At 47.3% G+C, this 21,007-nt stretch carries 26 protein-coding genes; 23 read left to right on the top strand and 3 right to left on the bottom strand.

From position 1 onward, the window contains the following. Window positions 1–13 precede the first annotated feature (13 nt). The 5 genes from ACN6MW_RS09615 to ACN6MW_RS09595 all read left to right on the top strand — a co-directional run bounded on the left by ACN6MW_RS09615 (window position 14) and on the right by ACN6MW_RS09595 (window position 5,381). On the top strand, window positions 14–1,168 hold the full coding sequence (locus ACN6MW_RS09615) for a cysteine protease StiP family protein (RefSeq protein ID WP_419876315.1): 1,155 nt from the start codon (window positions 14–16) through the stop codon (window positions 1,166–1,168). Next, entirely contained in the window at window positions 1,165–1,962 is a 798-nt protein-coding gene (locus ACN6MW_RS09610; protein ID WP_419875272.1) for an HAD family hydrolase, read from the top strand. Before ACN6MW_RS09615 ends, ACN6MW_RS09610 begins: the two co-directional genes overlap by 4 nt. Window positions 1,963–2,010: 48 nt before the next feature. Further along, window positions 2,011–3,036, top strand: a complete 1,026-nt coding sequence (locus ACN6MW_RS09605; RefSeq protein ID WP_419875271.1) for an ATP-grasp domain-containing protein — start codon at window positions 2,011–2,013, stop codon at window positions 3,034–3,036. Window positions 3,037–3,213: 177 nt separating this feature from the next. Beyond that, window positions 3,214–3,684: a DinB family protein gene (locus ACN6MW_RS09600; protein ID WP_419875270.1), complete on the top strand. Its 471-nt coding sequence runs from the start codon at window positions 3,214–3,216 to the stop codon at window positions 3,682–3,684. Window positions 3,685–3,776: 92 nt separating this feature from the next. Further along, window positions 3,777–5,381 carry a phospholipase D-like domain-containing protein gene (locus ACN6MW_RS09595; protein ID WP_419875269.1) on the top strand — a complete coding sequence of 535 codons (1,605 nt, stop codon included), beginning with the start codon at window positions 3,777–3,779 and terminating at the stop codon, window positions 5,379–5,381. 315 nt (window positions 5,382–5,696) lie between these two features. Here the strand turns inward: ACN6MW_RS09595 and ACN6MW_RS09590 are convergent, their stop codons facing one another. Beyond that, the gene (locus tag ACN6MW_RS09590; protein WP_419875268.1) at window positions 5,697–6,200 is read right to left on the bottom strand and encodes a hypothetical protein; all 504 of its coding nucleotides are present in this window, start codon (window positions 6,198–6,200) and stop codon (window positions 5,697–5,699) included. Between the two features lie 255 nt (window positions 6,201–6,455). Then, window positions 6,456–6,968 (bottom strand): acyl-CoA thioesterase, encoded by a 513-nt coding sequence (locus ACN6MW_RS09585; RefSeq protein ID WP_419875267.1) that lies wholly within the window; start codon window positions 6,966–6,968, stop codon window positions 6,456–6,458. Between the two features lie 162 nt (window positions 6,969–7,130). On the opposite strand from ACN6MW_RS09585, the gene ACN6MW_RS09580 reads away from it, so the two are divergent. The 13 genes from ACN6MW_RS09580 (at window position 7,131) to ACN6MW_RS09520 (ending at window position 15,061) form a co-directional block, all read left to right on the top strand. Beyond that, entirely contained in the window at window positions 7,131–7,301 is a 171-nt protein-coding gene (locus ACN6MW_RS09580) for a hypothetical protein (RefSeq protein ID WP_419875266.1), read from the top strand. A gap of 274 nt (window positions 7,302–7,575) precedes the next feature. Continuing rightward, entirely contained in the window at window positions 7,576–7,824 is a 249-nt protein-coding gene (locus ACN6MW_RS09575; protein ID WP_419876314.1) for a spore gernimation protein GerQ, read from the top strand. Between the two features lie 40 nt (window positions 7,825–7,864). After that, window positions 7,865–8,245, top strand: coding sequence for a spore coat protein (locus ACN6MW_RS09570; RefSeq protein WP_419876313.1), 381 nt, complete (start codon window positions 7,865–7,867; stop codon window positions 8,243–8,245). Then, window positions 8,242–9,378: a zinc-dependent alcohol dehydrogenase gene (locus tag ACN6MW_RS09565; protein ID WP_419875265.1), complete on the top strand. Its 1,137-nt coding sequence runs from the start codon at window positions 8,242–8,244 to the stop codon at window positions 9,376–9,378. Before ACN6MW_RS09570 ends, ACN6MW_RS09565 begins: the two co-directional genes overlap by 4 nt. 33 nt (window positions 9,379–9,411) lie before the next feature. Beyond that, window positions 9,412–9,621 carry a hypothetical protein gene (locus ACN6MW_RS09560; protein WP_419875264.1) on the top strand — a complete coding sequence of 70 codons (210 nt, stop codon included), beginning with the start codon at window positions 9,412–9,414 and terminating at the stop codon, window positions 9,619–9,621. Beyond that, window positions 9,618–9,917, top strand: a complete 300-nt coding sequence (locus ACN6MW_RS09555; protein WP_419875263.1) for a spore coat protein — start codon at window positions 9,618–9,620, stop codon at window positions 9,915–9,917. Before ACN6MW_RS09560 ends, ACN6MW_RS09555 begins: the two co-directional genes overlap by 4 nt. Window positions 9,918–10,353: 436 nt before the next feature. Further along, window positions 10,354–10,836 (top strand): DUF2975 domain-containing protein, encoded by a 483-nt coding sequence (locus ACN6MW_RS09550; protein WP_419875262.1) that lies wholly within the window; start codon window positions 10,354–10,356, stop codon window positions 10,834–10,836. Window positions 10,837–10,846: 10 nt separating this feature from the next. Continuing rightward, window positions 10,847–11,068, top strand: a complete 222-nt coding sequence (locus ACN6MW_RS09545) for a helix-turn-helix domain-containing protein (RefSeq protein WP_419875261.1) — start codon at window positions 10,847–10,849, stop codon at window positions 11,066–11,068. Between the two features lie 160 nt (window positions 11,069–11,228). Further along, window positions 11,229–12,014, top strand: a complete 786-nt coding sequence (locus ACN6MW_RS09540) for a DUF817 domain-containing protein (RefSeq protein ID WP_419875260.1) — start codon at window positions 11,229–11,231, stop codon at window positions 12,012–12,014. Window positions 12,015–12,083: 69 nt separating this feature from the next. Beyond that, the gene (locus ACN6MW_RS09535) at window positions 12,084–12,494 is read left to right on the top strand and encodes a GNAT family N-acetyltransferase (protein WP_419875259.1); all 411 of its coding nucleotides are present in this window, start codon (window positions 12,084–12,086) and stop codon (window positions 12,492–12,494) included. Window positions 12,495–12,645: 151 nt separating this feature from the next. Then, window positions 12,646–13,770: an NAD(P)/FAD-dependent oxidoreductase gene (locus ACN6MW_RS09530; RefSeq protein ID WP_419876312.1), complete on the top strand. Its 1,125-nt coding sequence runs from the start codon at window positions 12,646–12,648 to the stop codon at window positions 13,768–13,770. A gap of 230 nt (window positions 13,771–14,000) precedes the next feature. Then, on the top strand, window positions 14,001–14,480 hold the full coding sequence (locus ACN6MW_RS09525) for an RNA polymerase sigma factor (RefSeq protein WP_419875258.1): 480 nt from the start codon (window positions 14,001–14,003) through the stop codon (window positions 14,478–14,480). Between the two features lie 2 nt (window positions 14,481–14,482). Next, window positions 14,483–15,061, top strand: a complete 579-nt coding sequence (locus ACN6MW_RS09520; RefSeq protein ID WP_419875257.1) for a hypothetical protein — start codon at window positions 14,483–14,485, stop codon at window positions 15,059–15,061. A 161-nt stretch (window positions 15,062–15,222) separates the two neighbouring features. Here ACN6MW_RS09520 and ACN6MW_RS09515 read toward each other — a convergent pair whose 3' ends face one another. Next, entirely contained in the window at window positions 15,223–15,399 is a 177-nt protein-coding gene (locus ACN6MW_RS09515; protein ID WP_364145192.1) for a CsbD family protein, read from the bottom strand. A gap of 204 nt (window positions 15,400–15,603) precedes the next feature. Here ACN6MW_RS09515 and ACN6MW_RS09510 point away from each other — a divergent pair, with 204 nt between their 5' ends. The 5 genes from ACN6MW_RS09510 to ACN6MW_RS09490 all read left to right on the top strand — a co-directional run bounded on the left by ACN6MW_RS09510 (window position 15,604) and on the right by ACN6MW_RS09490 (window position 20,650). Further along, entirely contained in the window at window positions 15,604–16,281 is a 678-nt protein-coding gene (locus ACN6MW_RS09510) for a FadR/GntR family transcriptional regulator (RefSeq protein ID WP_364145194.1), read from the top strand. 108 nt (window positions 16,282–16,389) lie between these two features. Beyond that, the gene (locus ACN6MW_RS09505) at window positions 16,390–17,703 is read left to right on the top strand and encodes an ABC transporter substrate-binding protein (protein WP_419875256.1); all 1,314 of its coding nucleotides are present in this window, start codon (window positions 16,390–16,392) and stop codon (window positions 17,701–17,703) included. Window positions 17,704–17,778: 75 nt separating this feature from the next. Continuing rightward, a complete protein-coding gene (locus tag ACN6MW_RS09500) occupies window positions 17,779–18,660 on the top strand; it encodes a carbohydrate ABC transporter permease (protein ID WP_419875255.1) in 882 nt (293 codons plus the stop codon). After that, window positions 18,660–19,487 (top strand): carbohydrate ABC transporter permease, encoded by an 828-nt coding sequence (locus ACN6MW_RS09495; protein ID WP_419875254.1) that lies wholly within the window; start codon window positions 18,660–18,662, stop codon window positions 19,485–19,487. The genes ACN6MW_RS09500 and ACN6MW_RS09495 overlap by 1 nt, the downstream gene beginning before the upstream one ends. Next, window positions 19,484–20,650 carry a trans-sulfuration enzyme family protein gene (locus ACN6MW_RS09490; RefSeq protein WP_419875253.1) on the top strand — a complete coding sequence of 389 codons (1,167 nt, stop codon included), beginning with the start codon at window positions 19,484–19,486 and terminating at the stop codon, window positions 20,648–20,650. Before ACN6MW_RS09495 ends, ACN6MW_RS09490 begins: the two co-directional genes overlap by 4 nt. Window positions 20,651–21,007: the final 357 nt, after the last annotated feature.

Here is a 21,007-nt window from a genome sequence, read left to right as displayed (position 1 = left end):
GCTGACTCTGGGAATCCCGCAGGTGCATGTCGTCTATTTTAGCCGGAAAAAGCTTGCCGATCCTGCGCCGATGGGCAGCTATGAGCAAGGGGATGTTACCTTTCTCTTGAAGGATCTAAGCGGCGTTTCGTTAGAGCAGCGGACGGAGGAGCGGGAAGCGGCCATGCAGACTGGCGGCCATTACTCGGAGAGCCTCCCGATTGAATATCAGCCTACCGCCGAATATATACAATTGTTCCAAAATACGCTCAGCGACTCTGCGCAGCGGCTCGCCAAGGCGGTGGGAACCGTCTCGGAGAGAATCATTCAGAAGCACGGATTGGATATCGTGCTTGCATCCTTGGCAAGAGGCGGAACTCCGATTGGCGTGCTTATCAAACGGTATATCAAGCAGGTGTACGGCAAAGAGATTCCGCATTACAGCCTTTCGATCATTAGAGGCAAAGGCATTGACGAGAATGCCTTGCTTTATATCAACCAGAACCACCCGGATCGGCATGTGCAGTTCGTGGACGGCTGGACCGGCAAGGGCGCAATTACGAAGGTGCTTATCGAAGCTTGCAGCCGAATGAAACACAAGCATGGCATCGAGTTCAGCGACGAGCTTGCCGTTCTTGCGGATCCTGGCTATTGCGCGGGTTTGTTTGGGACAAGGGAGGACTTCCTTATACCGAGCGCATGCCTGAACGCAACTGTATCCGGCTTGATCAGCCGAACCGTGCTGCGCGGCGATTTGATCGGGGCAGATGATTTTCACGGCGCGAAGTACTATAAGGATTGGGAAAAAGCAGACCAATCACGCGTATTCGTAGATACGGTTTCCGCTTTTTTCGAGCAGTCGGCATCCGTCTCCAAAGCAGAAGCCCTGCAAATGGAGGAGAGTCCTGAGCAAAATGAAATCACTTGGCGGGGCATGCAGGATATTACCCGTATCCAAAGTGATTTTGGGATAAGCGATATCAATTTCATTAAGCCCGGCGTAGGCGAGACGACCCGCGTCCTCTTGCGGAGGGTGCCTTGGAAAATCCTTGTCGACCGATTGGACAACCCGAATCTCAAGCATATTTTGCTGCTTGCAAAGGATCGCGGCGTACCCGTGGAGGAGTATCCGAATATGTCCTATTCCTGCTGCGGCATTATCAAAGCTTTGAAGGGGGATTCGGAATGATTTTTGCGAGCGATCTGGATCAAACGTTAATCTATTCCGTGAGATCGAAGGGCGAGACAGCGATTGAAGACATGGTCCCGGTTGAGCTGTACGAGGGCAGGCATATTTCGTATATGACGAAGCCGGCCATTCAGAAGCTGCAGGAGCTCACGGGCCTTGCGCGCTTTGTTCCGGTAACGACGCGTATACCCGAGCAGTTCAATCGAATATTCGGCATTAAAGAGCAGTTTCGTCCGGAATATGTTATTGTGAGCAACGGCGGTACCGTGCTTGTCAACGGGCAAATCGACCGGGAATGGCATAGCCTCGTACGCGAAGCAGTCAAGCGGCATTGTGCGGAAAGCTCAGCGATTGCGGACCTTTTTGCCAAAATCTCTTCTTCGCATTGGGTGAAATCAAATGATCTTTGCGATGAGCTGTTTTATTCCATCGTCGTGGATAGAGAGAATCTGCCGCATGAATCATTGGAGGAGCTGAAGCTGCAACTGGCCTCGCATGGCTGGAGCTACTCTCTTCAGGGCCGCAAAATCTATTTGGTTCCGGAGAAGGTAAGCAAGGGCGCAGCCATTCAATATGTGAAGGAGAAGCTGGAGTCAACCTTTGTTTATGCGGCAGGAGACAGCCTGCTTGATGAGAGTCTGCTGCTTGCGGCAGATTACGCGATCTCGCCCGTTCACGGCGAATTAGGCCGTTTTTATTCGGAGCATCCACATATTCAGTTTACGAAAGCCAAGGGGGCGCTGGCCTCTGAAGAGCTGCTTGATTCCATCCTAGAGCACGCACGCAGATCATAAACGCATCAGCTATTTGATTCTTAATGACAGGGAAGAAGGTATTTCGAAATGACACGCGTGTATATGAATCGTTGGTTTTCGGTAGCGTACCATTATATAAATATGATTCGGAACAATCCGGACGGGGAGTCCTTTGAGTTTTTTGGCACGCATCCCGATATTAACCATATGTCCCTGCTGGCATCGGACTATATTGGAACGGAACCGGCTGTGTTTGGCCGGGAATATGTGGATTTTTGCGTGGATTTTTGCAAAAAAAATAAAATCGATATTTTTATTCCGCGTCTCCATATGGAAGAAATATCGCGATATGCGCAGCTTTTTGACGAGATTGGCACGAAGGTAATGGTGTGCCGCGATATTGAGCTGCTGGACGCGATGATCGAGAAGGATAAATTTTACGAAGCGTTGAGAGGGAAAGATCTCGTGACCATTCCCGACTACCGCGTGGCTAACACGGCAGAGGAGTTTAAGCAAGCTTATGAAGAGCTTACGGCGGCCGGCCATAAGGTGTGCTTCAAGCCAACGAAGTCCGAAGGCGGCATGGGCTTCCGAATCATCGACAACGAGCGTGATCCGCTTCAAGATCTTTACGGCTATGTCACGCTGTCGACGACTTTCGAGCAGGCGTATGAGACGTTGTCGTTAACGGATCGTTTCGACACGTTGATGGTGATGGAGCTGCTGGATGGAACAGAATACAGCATTGATTGCGTATCGACCGAAGATGGCGAGCTCCTGACCGCAATTCCGCGCCGCAAATCCACGGGCAGAACGTATTTGCTTGAGGAATCGGCTGAGCTGCTGGATATTGCGGAACGCATTGCGGCCAGCCTGCGCATACCGTATGCCTTTAATATTCAAGTACGCTACAACAATGGCGTTCCCAAGCTGCTTGAGATCAATCCGCGTATGTCGGGCGGACTCTACATCACATGCTTGTCAGGGGTAAACATGCCTTATTTGGCGGTTCAAGCGCTGCAAGGCAAAACTATTGAACGGCCAAAGCCGCAATTCGGCATACAAGCCGGTTATGTGGAGCAGCCGCTATTGATGCCGGTTAATCAGCTGTAAGCGAAGCTTGATTGTCGAAACTGCTTATTCCATTCTTTGATGCCGCTGGGGCTTTCTCCGAATCGGCAGGCCTGCTGCGCGGGTCTGCCGGTTTTCGGTAGAGAGCTTATTTTTGTTTTCGGAACGTATGTTCTGGTATAATAAATGCGTTAATGGAAACTGGAAGGATGGATGCCCGTGAACGCAATCGAAGTTATTGTATTGAATTTTGAGGAAGTCCGACGCAGAAGCGTAAAGATATGGGAAAGTATCCCGGAGGCAAGCTTAGATTGGAAGCCGGACCAACATGCATTAAGTATAAAAGAAATGGTCCGCCATGTTTTGGAGAGCGAACATTATTACCACCTAGCGCTGCTGAATAAAGGAAGCTTGGCCGCATATGAATCACCTTACGAAAACCGTGCATTTACAACCGTTGCAGATGAGCTTGCTTTTGCCCAATCCTATAGAAAACAATTTTTACAGACAGTGATGTCATTTTCGGAAGAGGATTTATCAAAGGTAGAAATTGACCGAAGCGATGTGGGTTACGTTCGTGCTCTAGGAGATATGTTAATGAGAATCGCTTATCACGAATCTGTTCACGCCGGTCAATTATTGGATTATATGAGAACAGCCGCGATCGAGCGGCCGAAGGTATGGGATTAGCGGATATGCCAGTGCTGCCTCTGTGTCAGAACTTCTAATGGTGTTTAATAACATTAGTGTAGTTCGTTTCTTTAGACGGAGGGGTGTGCCCGATGACACAATATATCATAGCGGATGAAGAAAAAAAAGATAAGCTTCGCCAAGGAATGGTCGATTTCTTCAATTACCTGCTTTACGATGGGTTCGTGAGCTCGGCAGTGGAGGATGGGAAGATAGCTGCTCTTTTTGCAGAGAGATATATTAATTTGGCTTCGGCCGCGCGGTTCATGCACGAGAAGCTAGGCGGCGTAATAAGAGATTACAGCGAGCTGGAAAGTCTGCCGGGGGTGACGGATGAGATTCTGGGGAGGCTGGAGTCTCTTTTGGGCCAAATGAATCTGGATAATCTCAGCTTGCTTGCCCCTCATACGACTCGAAACAACCGCGTAGAGGCTTTCGTAAACGGGCCGGACAACCTAAACGTTTTGCTTGAGGAGATTTCCCGTGCCGAACGCTATATTCACTGCTCGTTCATGTTGTTTTTCAATGACAAGTCAGGGGAGCTCGTTACGCAAGCGTTGCTGAATGCGCTGTCTAGAGGCGTGGTCGTCCGCTTAATGGTTGATTATACGGTGACGTCGCTAGGGTACGAGTTAAACTTGGAATTCGGAAAATTCAAATTGCTGGGAGACAAGCTGGAAGCAGCCGGAGCCCGGCTTCAAAATACGTTTGACAGCAGCTATCCGGCGGAGGAATGGCCGGACAAACGCGCGGAACTGAAAAAGAGCGGCGTTCCGGAAAGCTATCTATACTTGCAGGATTTTGCGCAAAAACAGATGGTGACCGGACTGAACATGATCAACCATCGGAAGTTCCTGGTCGCAGACGGACACACGCTTATACTCGGAAGCATCAACGTAGGGGATCAGTATTTAGCCAGCACGCCAATATTGACGCCGGGTAATGTAGAGTCAGAGGGACGCGCTCTAGGGATTCCCGGTAAGTCAAAAGAGTGGCATGACGGATGTTTTCGGATCCGCGGATCTGCGGCATTTTCGGCAAATCGGATTTTTGCTGCCCAGTGGAGCTTGCTTGGCGACGACTTATTCGACCCGGAGAATGAATTTTATAAACCGTCTGCTATGGAACCATTTGGCGAGGAAGATTGTACATTGTTCGCCAGCTTTCCTGGAAATCCCATTAATTTGAACCAGAAATATCATCTCGCTCTTCTAGAACATGCTGGGGACGAGGTATTCATTGTGAATCCTTATTTGATCGATGAGTCCTTTTGGGAGATGCTCCAGAGCCTGGACGAAGAGCGGGCAGGACATATTGTTATATGCAATTGCCTAAAGCATAATGACCATCCAACGAATCTTGCGGCGGTGCGCAGCCATATGTATGGACCGTTCGAAAAAGGAGTTTCTTTCTATGATTATAGCGCGACGGAACGGTTTTCCCATTGGAAAATCACCTACGACCGCCGTGGAGACGCCGTGTTCCACGGCTCCTACAATTTGAACGAGAGAAGCTCCTGCCATGATTATGAACTCGGACTTCTGGTGAAGAGCCCTGCGTTCGCTGAAAAGGTCAAAGCTATGATCGAGTATGACCTGAGCGTGTCGAAGAAGATTACCGATGCCGGCGATTTCTTCAAGCATCCTGCGCTTCACCCAAGCACATATTGGAATAAGTGGACTAAAAACTTAACATGAATGCAACGGATAATGCCACGGGAAATGGCTATGGCCGAAAATAAAGAGGGAATACGCCAGAGAAAGCAGGCTGCCGAGTTGGCAGCCTGCTTCGCTTGCGGGTGGGGTACCGTCATTTTATTTTCGAGGACTCCAATGTTAAGGAATTAAGCATGTGTTGGGGTCGTGTGTTCGTTTTCGTACTTGGGTGTGATTCCATAAGCTCGAGCTCATTAAAAGAGCTATTCATGAGTTGACCGTGTATGCGAGCGTATGGTTTTACTTTTTTTGTTTTTTTTCTCATTTGAATCAATAAGGCCTCCTGAAAATAAGATATTAAATTGTATGTCTGTGAAACGTGATTCGCCAGTGCACTCGTCTAATTTGAGGAGAAGCTAAAGAATGATGACGCTTGAATGAGTATCGCGGATGGTATATGTAGGGCTGCCGAAAAAAAATCGACAACCTGCTGCTTCTTTTAACTAACGATTCCATTCGATCCGTGGCTTTTGTTACCATGCGAGCCGTTACTTTGGTTTCCGCGTGTTCCGTGGCTTTTGTTACCATGCGAACCGTTACTTTGGTTTCCGCGTGTTCCATGGCTTTTGTTACCATGCGAACCGTTACTTTGGTTTCCGCGTGTTCCGTGGCTTTTGTTACCATGCGAACCGTTACTTTGGTTTCCGCGTGTTCCGTGGCTTTTGTTACCATGTGAACCATGGCTTTGGTTACCGCGTGTTCCGTGGCTTTTGTTACCATGTGAACCATGGCTTTGGTTACCGCGCGAACCGTTGCTTCTGTTTCCGGGTGAACCGTGGCTTTGGTTTCCACGTGAACCATTGCTTTGGTTTCCTGATTGATCGCCTTTTGATACTGGTGCTGGCATAAAATCAACTCCTTCTTTAAAATCTATATAGAGTATGTAGCGAAACTATCAGATGTGCTGGTCGTACGCTCATTTAATAAATAGAGAAGATAGGAACGCTGGTTTTAAATCGTAGAAGAAGGCTGCCACCCGCATGGGATCGGCAGCCTTCTCAAACTTTACCTGTACGGCAGGCGGTTCTTGCCCTCTATGCGTTCAAACCGACAATATTACTCCCAAGGATACGTCGTTAGCAAATAATCAGCGAACTTTTTACTTTCCTCTCTGCGGTGTTTCCTCATTTCAGTTCGATGTTCGGCCGTTTCATGCAATTTTTTTTCTTCTTCCGTCTCCGGCACTATACGAGGCACGAGTATGGTTTTATTCTGCTCATCCAAAGCAACAAAGGTGAGAAAAGAGGTCGCTGCGATTTTCCTCTCCCCGCTTCTTAAATCCTCTTTGATTACTTTTACAAAAACCTCCATCGAGCTTTTACCCGACCAAGTCACGAAGGATTCTAGCGAAACGGAATCTGTAGGCCTGATAGGCTGTAAAAAGTCAACGGAATCAGTGGAGGCTGTTACTGCTGTCACACGACATAATTTGGAAGCGGATATCGAAGCGATATCGTCGATATAAGACATTAGCTTGCCGCCAAACAATGTCTCATGGTTATTTACATCCGTTGGGAAAACCCTGGAGATTTTAAAACATCGCGTTTCTTTTACATATTTCATTTCCAACGCATTCACACAACTTTCGTACAGATTAAACTCCCTTTGGATGTTTTTCCCTATTTATGGTTCCGTTATGCTTTTGCAGGCGGACGATAGAAGATCCGATACTCTCTGGGATAAAATGCAAACTACCTTCTCATACTAACGAGGAGAGTGGAGGTGAAAGCTATGCCTAAAAATGACGCCGATCCTAAGTATGACCGTGAAGATAACCGCGCGGATAAAAAAGACAATCAACAGAATCACGCTAGTTTCACGGAAGAAGCGATAACGCTAGAGAGCAACAAGGCCGCTGATTACGTCCCAAGTTTGAATGGTATCCCCAAAAATCAAACTTAAGTAAACGAAGGCTGCTCTTCTCGTCACGATATGGCGGAAGGGCAGCCTTTGAAGTGAAACTGAAAACGCAAAAGGGTGACCGGTGATGTTCACGGGTCGCCCTTTTGCTATAGCTGACATAATTATTAGGATCCAATTCAATGTTTTCAATCGTTATTACGGCTTGCTTATCTAAAGATAGCGTCAATCGTTCGGCTTCCATCTTATTGAATAATAACTTCCTACATGGATAACATATTTCTGTTAAAAGATAAAGGAGGTGGTAACGTTCATGATGAACGAGCAGCAATCACTTGCAGCGCATGAAGCCATGGAGCTTCACGAAGCCATTAACTTCAAAACGCTATGCGTGGCTAAGTCCAAGCTCATGCAGGGCTTAGTATTCGATCAAGAACTGAAAGCTTTGATGGAAAAAGACGTGGTGCAATCCATACAAGCTATTACAGAGCTGCAAGCTTTATATGCCAAAGCTCCTTTCCAAATGCCTATCCGCGAATACCGGCCTACGCCGATTTTGAATTGAGGTGAAAATTGTGACATTGAACCAAGTTAATCCTGTGAAAATGGATTACGTCGATCCTGCTAATTCACTAAATATGCCGGAAATGGCAGATATGACATTTGCGATGGATTTCTTGATCCGAGCCAAGGAGGGGGTTAGGAATATGGCCGTCGCTTTGACGGAAACCGTTACCCCCGAAGTCAGGGCTCTGCTGCGCGACCAGCTTCATAATGGCATAGCGATGCATCAGGAAATTACAGATCTCATGATCCGTAAAAAATGGTTCCATCCCTATGATTTGCAAGAACAATACCAATTGGATGTTCTCTCTGCCGGACAGACAGTGGAAATCGGTAAGTTAAATCTGTTTCCGGGCGATACCAGCCGCAAAGGCATGTTCGACCGATTACCTGATGAACATAGGGGAGGAAGCATGGCATGAAGGCAGTAACTTACCAAGGCCTCAAGAACGTCGTCGTAAAGGATGTTCCGGACCCGAAAATCCTAAAAGCCGACGACGCGATCATCCGTTTGACGACCACTGCGATTTGCGGATCGGACCTTCATCTTATTCACGGCATGATTCCAAATTTGCAAGAGGATTATGTCATTGGGCATGAGCCGATGGGTGTCGTTGAAGAGGTCGGTCCCGGCGTAACGAAGCTGAAAAAGGGCGATCGCGTAATCATCCCCTTCAATATCGCCTGCGGAGAATGCTTTTATTGTAAAAATCAGTTGGAAAGCCAATGTGATAATTCGAATGAGCACGGTGATATGGGGGGCTTTTTCGGCTATTCCGGAACGACCGGCGGACATCCGGGTGGACAAGCCGAGTATTTGCGGGTGCCATTCGCGAACTTCACCCATTTTAAAATTCCGGAAAGCTGCGAGCATCCGGATGAGAAGCTTTGCTTGATTGCCGATGCGATGACGACTGCTTACTGGAGCGTCGATAATGCCGGCGTTAAGGCAGGGGATACGGTCATCATTATCGGCTGCGGACCGGTAGGCCTGCTGGCGCAAAAATTCGCCTGGTTAAAAGGGGCAAAGCGTGTCATTGCGGCCGACTATCTGGATTACCGTCTGCAGCATGCGAAAAAGACAAATCATGTAGAGATCGTCAATGTTGAGTCAATGGAGAACATCGGGAATCACTTGAAGGAAATAACCAAAGGAGGAGCAGATGTCGTCATCGACTGTTCGGGTATGAGCGGCAAAATGTCGCCTTTGGAATCATTGGCATCAGGGCTCAAGCTGCAAGGCGGCGCCATGGGCGGTTTAGTCATCGCCTCGCAGGCCGTGCGCAAGGGCGGTACAATACAGATTACGGGAGTATACGGTGGCCGGTACAACGGATTCCCGCTCGGCGACATCTTTCAGCGGAACGTCAATATCCGGACAGGCCAAGCGCCCGTCATTCATTACATGCCGTATATGTATGAGTTGATCGATTCGGGCAAGGTCGATCCGGGAGACGTTGTTACGCATGTTATACCGCTCAGCGAAGCGAAGCGCGGATATGAGATTTTCGACACGAGGCAAGATAATTGCATAAAAGTACTGCTCAAGCCGTAACTTATATACGGAATAATCGGAGGGATACGATCCATGGTTTATGCCCTGCATGAAACGCTCGAGGTTCACGAATTGGCTTCTTTTAAAACCGTAAGTTTAACCAAAGCAAAAACGATGCAGGTGTTAGTCTCTGACCCGGCTTTAAAAGCGATTTTGCAGCAGGACGTTGATATTTCGACCCGCCAGCTGCAGGAGCTTGGTACGATTCTATCGGCTGCAGCGAACCAGGAGATGAAAGCATGAACACTATTCTTGAGCATTTGACTGGTATGAACACGATGAGCGACCAGATCATCGCGTCGGACTATTTGATATCCGTAAAGAGCGGCGTTAGGAACTATGCAATGGCAGTAACGGAAGCTGGGACGCCGGAGATTAAAGCTGTGCTTACCGTACAATTGGACGAAATGATCAACATGCACGAGCAAATTATGTCGTACATGATTGACCGCGGCTGGTATCATCCTTGGCATATGAATGAGCAGATCCAGCTGGACCTGCAAAATATCCAGACTGCCCTGAATGCTACAACGCTATAGCCTCGGCCTCCGTTTAACTGCGACTTGAAGCTTTGATAGCATTATTGGATAAACGGGTGCTTCGGCATCCGTTTTATTTTTCTATTAGGTTTTTGGTGATACGCGCAGCGTATTTTAGAAACGTTAATTGCTAAATAAGTCCCCTCCATATTTATCCTCCGAGCATTTGTTGCCTACGAAGTAAACGGGTTCACGTAGACTCCACTTTTTGATTGTTCTCTCTTCATCGTCGTACCTGCATATCTGCTCCCTGTCTCCTCACCATACTTCTGTCTATACCGGATATTTTAGCATGGGACCGAACAACAATGGGGTGAAGGTCTGTAGTGCAAATTTATATAACAACAATAATATAGCTATAATCAGTAATTATATATTGTTAAACGATAAATTTTGTGTTAAAGTCGAAATAACAATAACAAGTGAGGTGCTTTTTATGAAACGTGGAACGACACTATTTTTAAAGATAGCTGTTATTCTTATTGGAATCCCAGTTCTTGCTTTGTGCATATTTTTGGTGCCGGAGATCGGGGATTTTGCAGTTGAGTTGTATCCAGATAGCGCTTATTTGAAATATCTTGTCTTCATTGATTTGTATGCGGCGGCGATCCCTTTTTACTTTGCTCTGTATCAAGCCTTTAAACTTTTGAGCTATATTGACAAGAACGAAGCTTTCTCGGAATTATCAGTACGAGCTTTAAAAAATATAAAATTCTGTGCAATCACAATCAGCAGCTTGTTTGTGTTAGGCCTGCCGCTCTTCTATCTCATAGCGGAGAGAGACGATGCCCCGGGTATCATAGTAATCGGATTGGTCTTGATTTTTGCCTCCATGGTGATTGCCGTTTTTGCTGCCGTTCTCCAAAGGCTTTTAAAAGAGGCTATTGATATAAAATCAGAAAATGACTTAATAGTCTGAGGTGAATAACATGGCGATAATAATCAATATTGATGTGATGTTGGCTAAAAGGAAAATGAGCGTAACAGAGCTTTCGGAGAGGGTTGGGATAACAATGGCAAACCTTTCTATATTGAAAAATGGAAAGGCAAAAGCAATTAGGCTTTCAACTTTAGAAGCCATTTGCAAAGCATTAGAATGCCAACCTGGTGATATTTTAGAATACAAAAGCGAAGAGAATACTCAAGTATAATAAAGTTAACGCACGGTTATGTTTGAACAATCAAGGAGCATATCATAAGGCGGCCGCTCCCTTTCTTTATTAAGCTAACGGCAGTTTTAAGTATCGAGGAAAATGAGGTTCCAAAGGTTGACATTGGCTTCGAATCCCCTATCTGCTGCCCGGCGAGGAGATGACATCATTGAAACCAATCATACAACTGCTGCATTTTGGCTATCATCAGGCGATGAGCTGCATATTTCCTATTGCGATCTTTGGGACTTTAGCTCTTTCTAGCGTAATAGAGATGCCTTTCATTTACCGTTATGATGCCATTCTTTTTATTCTGCTTACCGTGCAGTACCTCATGTACCGCAGTGGATTAGAGACACGCGATGAAATAAAGGTTATCTGTGTTTTTCACTTTATTGGGTTGTTGCTGGAAATATATAAGGTAAGGATGGGATCATGGGCATACCCTGAGCCCGGGCTTACGAAGGTATTCGGTGTACCGCTCTATAGCGGATTTATGTATGCAAGTGTCGCAAGCTTTATGTGTCAGGTATGGCGCAGACTGAAGATGGACATCACCGGCTGGCCGGGGCTTGCTTCTGCGGGATTGCTGGGAGGAGCCATCTATTTAAACTTTTTCACACATCATTTCATTCCTGATTTTCGTTGGTGGCTGACGGCGCTTGTGCTCATTGTCTTTTGGAGAACATGGATCATATATCGGGTACGGACCATTACTTATCGAATGCCCTTGACACTGGCTTTTTTCATAGTAGGATTTTTCATCTGGTTAGCCGAAAATATAGCTACGTTTTTTAATGCTTGGAAATATCCTGACCAATACCATGCCTGGCAGCTGGTTGGTTTCAGTAAGATCAGTTCGTGGTTCCTTCTGGTAATCATCAGCGTCATTATTGTTGCTCAGCTTAAACATGTTAAGGCTAACCGGAAAACGAAAGATTCATGATCCGGCTAAGATTAAGCTAAGCAAACCGTTTATCATAAGTGTAATGGAGCATTGTAAAGGAGCGATAAAATGAGAGTTATGGCCGCAACGGATTCGGACTATGAATATATTAGAACGCATGACCATCATATCTTAGAAAGCTTAATCTTACCTAAAATTAAGGGGAATGAGATCTACATTCTGCAGAATGAAGGCGAAAGTAGTATTGGGTGGATGCGCTACGGTTATTTTTGGGATAACACACCTTTTATGAATATGATTTGGATAGACGAACCTTACCGAAGTAAGGGACTAGGTAAGAAAGCCGTTCTTTTCTGGGAGAATGAAATGAAGAAGCAGGGATTTAAAATGGTTATGACATCCACCTTGGCCAATGAAGGGGCTCAGCACTTTTATAGAAAATTAGGTTATCGCGATTCAGGGTGTTTAATACTTGAAGACGAGCCATTGGAAATCCTTCTTACTAAGACATTGGCGTAAAAGTAGAAAAACACTATTGCTATGTGGGATGGATTTCCCATTTGCTTTTACACTTCAAAAGATACTTCAAAAGCCGCGTCATACGCGGCTTTTTCTATTTGGTAGGGATCTCGTTATAATAAGAAGATCGATGACCGAAAGGAGTGAAACCATCATGAAGGTAATTGTTATTGGAGCGGGAATTGCTGGAGCATCAACCGCATACCAATTGGCTAAGCTGGGAGCCGATGTCCTCATCATCGATCGGAAAGATGAGGGACAAGCTACAGATGCAGCTGCCGGCATTATTTGTCCCTGGCTGTCACAGCGGCGCAATAAGGCTTGGTATCGGCTTGCGAAAGCGGGAGCGGGTTATTACCCTGCGCTAATTGAAGAGCTTGAAAGCGAAGGGGAAACCGAAACCGGCTATGCCAGGGTCGGGGCGCTCAGCATTCATATAGATCCGGAGAAAATCGACAAGATGGAAGAACGAGCATACAAGCGTATAGAAGACGCGACAGAAATGGGTGAGATTACCCGGTTTGATGAACATAAGACCCGTGAACTCTTTCCGCTGCTCATGGAAGGATATTCTTCCATTCACATCAGCGGGGCCGCCCGTGTCGATGGCCGGGCGCTGCGTGACGCTTTGCTTCGATCTGCACAAAGGAACGGGGCTGAGCTTATCTATGGGGATGCTAGTCTTGAATATCAATCTAACCGTGTAACGGGCGTAACGGTTGGAACAAACCGTTACCCGGCTGACATCGTTATCGTTTGTGCAGGAGCATGGGCACGACCGCTGCTGCAACCTTTAGGCATTGATTTTCTGGTAAGTTATCAAAAAGCGCAAATCATGCACTTGCAGGTTCCTGGTACCAAACAAAATACTGGTAATTGGCCGGTCGTGATGCCGCCTTCCGATCAATATCTGCTTGCCTTTGAACAGCAGAAAATCGTGATAGGGGCGACTCATGAAAATAATATTGAAGGCTACGATACAAGGATCACGCCTGGCGGAATGCACGAAATTTTAAGCAAATGCCTTGCATACGCACCTGATCTCGCAGATAGCACGTTCCAGGAAGTAAGGGTGGGCTTTCGCCCTTTTACAGCCGATTTTCTTCCAGTCCTAGGCGCCATTCCAGATTGGGAAGGAATTTTTGCGGTAAACGGTCTCGGGGCCTCCGGATTGACGATGGGCCCTTATATCGGAGTCCAGTTGGCTAAGTTAGCATTAGGAATGGAATTGGATATCGATCTAACCGATTATGATATTCGTAAAGCCATTAGCTGACCTGTTGGTTTATCACGAATAAAGCTGTAAGGAACAAGCCCCTTGGCTCCACTCGCCAAAGGGGCTTATTGTTTGCTTCTGGCTCACGGGCTTTTGCCGGTTTTGGCATACGGACATACGGAAAGGAAGCGCAGTGCTCCCTTTTAAAAAGCAATTGTCTCAAACTTATTTTTACAACGTGAAAAAAAACGGGCTCCTCGATTGTATTACTAGTGAAAGGGGGACATCAGGTGAACGATTCATATGAGCTCAATGAATCCGTCCGCAAAGCCGTGGTCAATTATTCCGACAGCCTGGTCAAGATAGCGTTCGCCTATCTCAAAAACGTTGCCGATGCGGAGGAAGTCGCGCAGGAAGCTTTCCTGACCTATCTCCAGAAATCCCCCGTCTTCGACAGTGTTGATCATGAGAAAGCCTGGTTAATCCGAACAACGATTAATAAATGCAAGAACCTGCTCAAGACGGGCTGGTTTAAAAGTCGTAACCCCATACCGGAGAACCTGTCTTACCTTCCGAAGAATGAATACATGGTTATGCAGGCTGTATTATCATTGAATAAAAAATATCGGGTTCCGATCCATCTTCATTATTACGAGGGTTACTCATTGGAAGAAATAGCGGAAATTCTTCATGCCAAACCTGCGACGGTAGGGACTTGGCTTGCTCGCGGGCGCAATCAGCTTAAAGAAGTTATAGGTGGTGATTTGTGAAGATGAAGAAATCGAGATATAAATCGGCCATGTCCAAATTGAAAACGAGCGAAGATTTTCAAGAACGTGCGCTTGAACGCTTAAACCGGGAAAGACACAAACAAATCGATAACGATAAACGAAATGGAGAGATTCCTATGAGAATAGCTAATCCGGCAGTAAAGAAAAACAAGGTGGTCATCTGGGCAGCGAGCATTGCGGCTTGCGCGGTGTTGACTTTGAGTATCTATGCGGTTAATCAGAACGGAAGCGTTACTGCTCCTGATCCGGTCACGAAAAACCCAAGCGGCGGCGTCGTTGAAAATAACGGTCCGGGACCGGCCACATCGGCAAAGCACCGGGTCAATATTGACGGTGTCATCGATGAGGTAAGCGCCGACGGCCAAAGCTTTCGGATCGGCGAGTTATGGGTCACAGTAACGGGAGAAACGACATACGGCATAACGGGCCCGACGTCTCCTGATCCTTCCGAGCAGCTGGTAAGCAAGGAATTTAAAGTCGGCAACACGGTATCCGGCTTCACCTCGGGAGACGTCACGAGCGGGAAGGTCACGGCTGACGTTATTTACAACAATTTTTAAGAAAGCTGCAAATAGACTAGCCGCATTCTCATAGGGATGCGTTTTTTTGTTAGCCATGGGCAGATTAAAACTCGATCACTGTCTGTTTATTAATGCCTCCAAGCATTCAAACAACAAAACACCCGCAAGGCGTAATGCCTTGCGGGTGCTGCTCTTTTCCGTTACCGGCTTTTCAGTTCGCCGATCTTTTCTTGGATCTCGCCTTTTAATTTATCCTTTTTTCCTTCTGCTTGTAGACGGGAGTTGCCTGTAGCGTTCCCGATCTGGTCTTTGACTTCACCCTTGGCCTTGGATACGCCGCTTTTGATTTTGTCGCTGAGTCCGTTGTGGTCGTTCATGCTTAACATCTCCTTTTTATATGATATTAGTGATTACCCATTCGGGAGCAAGGCGAAACAGAGCTGCGTTTGGTAACCGGTGCTAACGCCTATCCTAGCCGCTTGCGTGCGGTCCTCAATTGACATTCCTAGAGCGTTAACATAAGATTTACTTTAAGGTTAACCTATCGGATAGGTAGTAAGGTGAGGAGAGAGAAGCAGGCTATGGCGAAAATTCAAAAAATACTGGTGCATGAATTGGTATCCCAGGAAATTCAAAATTATATTCAAGAAAAAGATCTACAAGAAGGAGACAAGCTTCCGTCCGTTGAGGAAATGACGCAAATGTTCGGCGTCGGCCGTTCCTCGCTGCGGGAAGCTTTGCGATACTTGGAGGCACTTGATATCGTTCGCGTGGAAAACGGCAAAGGCATTTTTGTCCGGGATGTCGACACGTTCCGCTTTACGGGGAAAGTTAAAATCGAGCGGGAGCGCCATTACTTGCTGAACACGCTTGACATCCGCAGAGCGCTGGAAGGCAAGGCGGTAGAGCTGGCATCTAAGAACATTACGTTGGCCCAGGTCAAGGAATTGGAGCTGTGCCTTGAGCGGTACCAGGCGTTGAAGGAGAGCAATAAGGATACGTCCCAGATTGATCTTGCTTTCCACCGTTACATTATCAAAGCTGCCCACAACCCGATTCTCGAGACCGTGATGGATTCCATCTCCGGATTATACGAGAAGTTTTTCAATGAACCGCTAGGCGAAAAACAGCTTTTCGACGAGACATACCCTTATCATCGCACGATGTTCGATGCGGTTGCCGCCCATGATACGGAAAGGGCGCTTGAGGAGTTTAACAAAATGATGGACTGCATCGAGGAAAAGATCAAAAGCTTTTAAAGAGGAGCGCTTTATTATGTGTTGACAAGGTAAAGCGCTTTCAATATAATCAACCTATCAGACAGGTAGACTGTATGATACATGTGATTTAAAGGGGGATTTTAATCGATGAGAACGCGAAAAAAAGTGTTGGCTTCGCTGTTATGTGCCGTATTGACGATCGGTCTGTTGGCGGGATGCAGCAGTAAGAACGAAGATGAAGGCGGCAACGCTGGCGGCGAGAAGATCACGCTTCGCATGATTGAAAGTTTAACAAGTCCCAAGAGAACCGAATTGATTCAAGCAATGGTCACCAAGTTCGAGGAGGCCAATCCGAACATTAAAGTAGAATTTATCTCGCCGCCATTTGATCAGGCGGACAACAAAATCAGGACGATGCTTGCATCCAACGAACAGATTGACGTTCTGGAAGCGCGGGATTTGAACGTTGCGGAGTACGTGAACAACGAGTATCTCGAGCCGCTTAACGCGTACACGGACAAATGGAGCGGTTTCGCTACGGTGAGCGCCGTATCCAAGTCGGTCGGCTCGATAGGCGACAAATTGTATTTTGTGCCTAACGGCCTCTATGAAAGACAAATGTTCTACCGTACGGACTGGCTGAAAGAAGCGGGTTTAAATCCTCCGACAACCTGGGATGAGCTGTATGAGGTTTCGAAGAAGTTAACGGATCCGGCCAAAAACCGTTTCGGTTTCTCGTTCCGCGGCGGCGCTGGCTCCACGGGTACTACGGACGCTATTATTCTTGCATACAACGGAGACAAAGTGAACCTGGACGATTCCATGTTTACGAAAGACGGCGCAACGGTCTATTCCACGCCTGAAGCGAAAGCAGGCATGGAGCTTTACCTGAAGCTTTACAAGGACGCTTCGCCTCCGGATTCGATCAACTGGGGCTTCCAAGAGCAAGTGCAGGCATTCACATCAGGCGTAACCGGCATTCTGCTGCAGGATCCGGACGTTATCCAATCCTTGCAGGAGAAGATGACCGAAGGCACTTGGGCAACGGCTCCACTCGTAACCGGCCCGACTGGTAAAGCGCTGTTCGCGGCTGGCGGAGCCGGATGGGGAATCGCATCCCAATCCAAGCATAAGGAAGAGGCTTGGAAGCTGATTGAATTCCTCTCAAGCCCTGACGCAAACACGGCATTCTCCAAGGATTACGGATTGATTCCGATCCATACCAATGCTACGGAAGACGAGTTTTTCAAAACCGGCCCGTACAAAACGCTTATTGATATGTCCAACAATCCGGACGTGTTCGTGAACTTTAAGCCGGCATTCCAATATCCGGGCAACGCACAATGGGGCCAAGTTGCGATGGAGTCTGGACAATCGCTGCTGCTCGGCAGTTCAAGCCTTGACGATACGCTTAAGAAGTGGGACGAATACTGGGTTGATCAGAAAGCGAAATTAAAATAATAAGGGCGTGTAGTTATGATGGGCGGCGCGATCGTTGCCGCCCATCATCCTTTACCCACGAAAGGCGGTGCGGAAATGAAAAAACAAAGAGCGTTTATTCTATCTGGGTTAATTCCCGCCTTACTGCTCGTGCTGGCATTCACCTATTACCCCTTCCTCAAAGGGATCGTTATGGCTTTCCAGGATTATAAGCTGTTCGATTTGAGAAATGTCCACTTCATCGGGCTGGACAACTTTAAAAATGCTTTTAACGACCCTAAATTTTTAATGGCTATGCAGAATAGCGCCTACTGGGTGTTCTTCTCGCTCATTTTTCAATTTCTATTCGGGTTTACGCTTGCGCTTCTGCTCAAAAAGCCGTTCAAGGGGCGGGGAATTTACCAAGGCTTCGTGTTTTATTCTTGGGCGTTGTCCGGCTTCCTGATCGGGATGATATGGAAGTGGATGTTCAACTCTCAGATCGGTGTCATTAACGATATTTTGCTCCAACTAGGCATCATCCATGAGCGAATCGGCTTTCTGTCGGACCCGAACTGGGCGATGACATCCGTCATTATCGCGAACGTATGGTATGGCGTAGCGTTCTTCGCCATCATGCTTTTGGCAGCCTTGCAATCCGTGCCTTCCGAGCTTTATGAAGCGGCGGTTATGGACGGCGCAAGCAGCTTCCGCAAGCTGTGGAATGTCACGCTGCCTTATATTATGCCGACAATCATCGCGACCACGCTGCTGAGGGCGATTTGGATTTTCAACGATCCGACGATTATTTACGGATTGACGAACGGGGGACCTGCAGGCAGTACGCATATTCTGTCTTCTCTGATGCTGGATAAGATTATTTACGCAGGAGATTACGGAGCGGCCTCTGCTATCGGCATTATTATGATCGTTGTTTTGCTGCTCTACACGATCTTCTTCCTATCAGTCACCAAGGCGGAGAAAGCGGGGGATTTCTAATGAAGCTGCGAATATTGGGCATGTCCAAAGTCATTTATCTGGCCATTTATTTGCTGGTCATGGTTTTCCCGCTGTATTGGATCGTCATCACATCGCTCAAGCCGCAGAAGGATATTTTCTCATTCCCGCTGAAATATTGGCCTGAACGATTTACGCTGGACAATTACATTCATATTTTCAAAATATCAAAGTTCCACATTTACATCGGCAACAGCTTGCTGGTAGCCATTACTTCGGCGATAATCGTACTCGTTATCGCAATATTAAGCGCCTATGTACTTGCCCGCTTTAAGTTTCGGGGACATCGGCAAATCATGCTCGCATTCTTTGCAACGCAAATGCTGCCCGGCTTTGTTGCCCTTGCTCCGCTGTATTTGATGATGAGCAATATGGGTTTAATCAATAACCGGATTTCGCTCGTTCTTATGTACACCGTTGGCCTCATCCCATTCTCAACTATCATGCTGCGAGGGTTCTTCGAGCGGATACCGTCTAGTCTGGAAGAAGCAGCGATGATCGACGGATGCTCGAGGTGGACGGCATTGGTGAGAATCATTATTCCGGTCATGCTGCCGGGAATCGCTTCGACATTTATATTCGCTTTCGTTCAAAACTGGAATGAGCTGTTTTTGGCGGTCATGTTCATCGATAACGACGCGCTGAAGACACTGCCGGTCGCGATGAACTCATTTATCCTGAAGTTTGACGTGGATTGGGGCGCAATGTCGGCTGGAGCGGTATTATCGATCATTCCGACCATTTTATTATTTGCTTTCGCACAACGATTCATTGTGGAAGGTTTGACGCAAGGAGCGGAAAAAGGATGAGCAAACTAGAGGAGAAGTTCACCAAAGCAGCTTACGATCCGCTGGATGCCAGACATCATGGCGCTATACATGTACCGATTTATCAAAATAGCCTGTTTGCCTTTCCGAGCTATGATCAATTCGATGAAGCGATGAAAGCGCAGCTAAGCCATCACATCTACTCGCGCGGGAACAACCCGACGGTTCAATATTTGGAGATGAAGCTGGCGGATTTGGAAGAAGCCGAGTCCGCCAAATGTTTTGCTTCGGGAATGGCTGCCATTTCCTCGGCAATTATGTCCGTCGTCTCGCAAGGCGACCATGTCGTCTGCGTTAATCAGGCATACGGCCCGACTAAGGAATTTCTCGGCTCTTATATGAGCCGGTTCGGCGTAGAAACCACGTTTATCGACGGCAGCTCGAATGAAGAGTGGCGCAGTGCCGTGCGTCCCAATACGAAGCTGTTCTATTTGGAGAGTCCTACGACGATGTATTTTGAGCTGCAGGACCTAAAGCAATGCGCGGAGCTGGCCCACAGCATAGGCGCCGTTACAATCATCGACAATACTTGGGCGACACCATGCTTTCAAAACCCGACAACGATGGGAATTGATCTGGTGGTGCATTCCATCACTAAATATATCGGAGGGCACAGCGATTGTATCGGCGGCGTCGTGCTGGGCTCGAAGGAGCTTGTAGAGCGGATTGCGAATAATGAGTATATGCTGCTTGGCGGCATTATGACTCCGCAATCGGCCGCGCTCGTAGCGAAGGGCCTTCGGACGCTGCCGCTGCGCATGCAGCGGCATGAAGAGAGCGGACTTTATGTGGCTGAGCATATCGCAAAGCTGAGCTTTGTCACCCGCGTCAACCATCCGGGCTTGGCCTCCCATCCGCAGCATGAGCTGGGGCAGCGCCAGATGTCGGGGGCCGGCAGCTTGTTCTCCTTTCTGTCGAATGAACCAGCGGAACGAATGAAGGAATGGGCAAACCGGCTGAAGTATTTCAAAATCGGTGTAAGCTGGGGCGGTTTCGAAAGCCTGGTAACGGTTAATCGCCATATGAGCGACGAGAAAGCCGGTGATGAGCCGGTCGCGATCGTCAGATTGTATGTCGGCATAGAAGATCCGCGGGAGCTCGTTGCGGATATCGAACAGGCTTGGGAGCAAGTGAAAGGATTGTAACGCTATGGGCTCACTCTAGCATGAAACAGCGGCTTTTTCCCCGACTTGCACGGGGAGAAGCCGCTTATTTGTTTTGCGGAGGCTTTAATGATCGACAAGCCGAGTCCCTACCGGGAATGCTTAGCATCATAAAAACGAGGACCCTGCGAATGATATCGCAGAGTCCTCTTAAAGTGGGAAGCGGTTTATTTCAAAAGAGCAGCTACGTCTTACTTAAAAAGTATCGAAGCAGAAATCTCGAACTTTTTCTCCTTCTTCGTGTTTTCATGGTGAATCAACAACCTTTCGGAAACTAAAATGACTTAAATTCCGTTTTTCGCTGTGTTTCAATTCCACTTCCCACTTAAGGTATGTTTA

The organism is Pristimantibacillus sp. PTI5, assembly GCF_048572955.1.
In the GTDB taxonomy this organism is placed as follows: domain Bacteria; phylum Bacillota; class Bacilli; order Paenibacillales; family Paenibacillaceae; genus Pristimantibacillus.
This window is presented reverse-complemented; position numbering and strand designations above follow the sequence as displayed.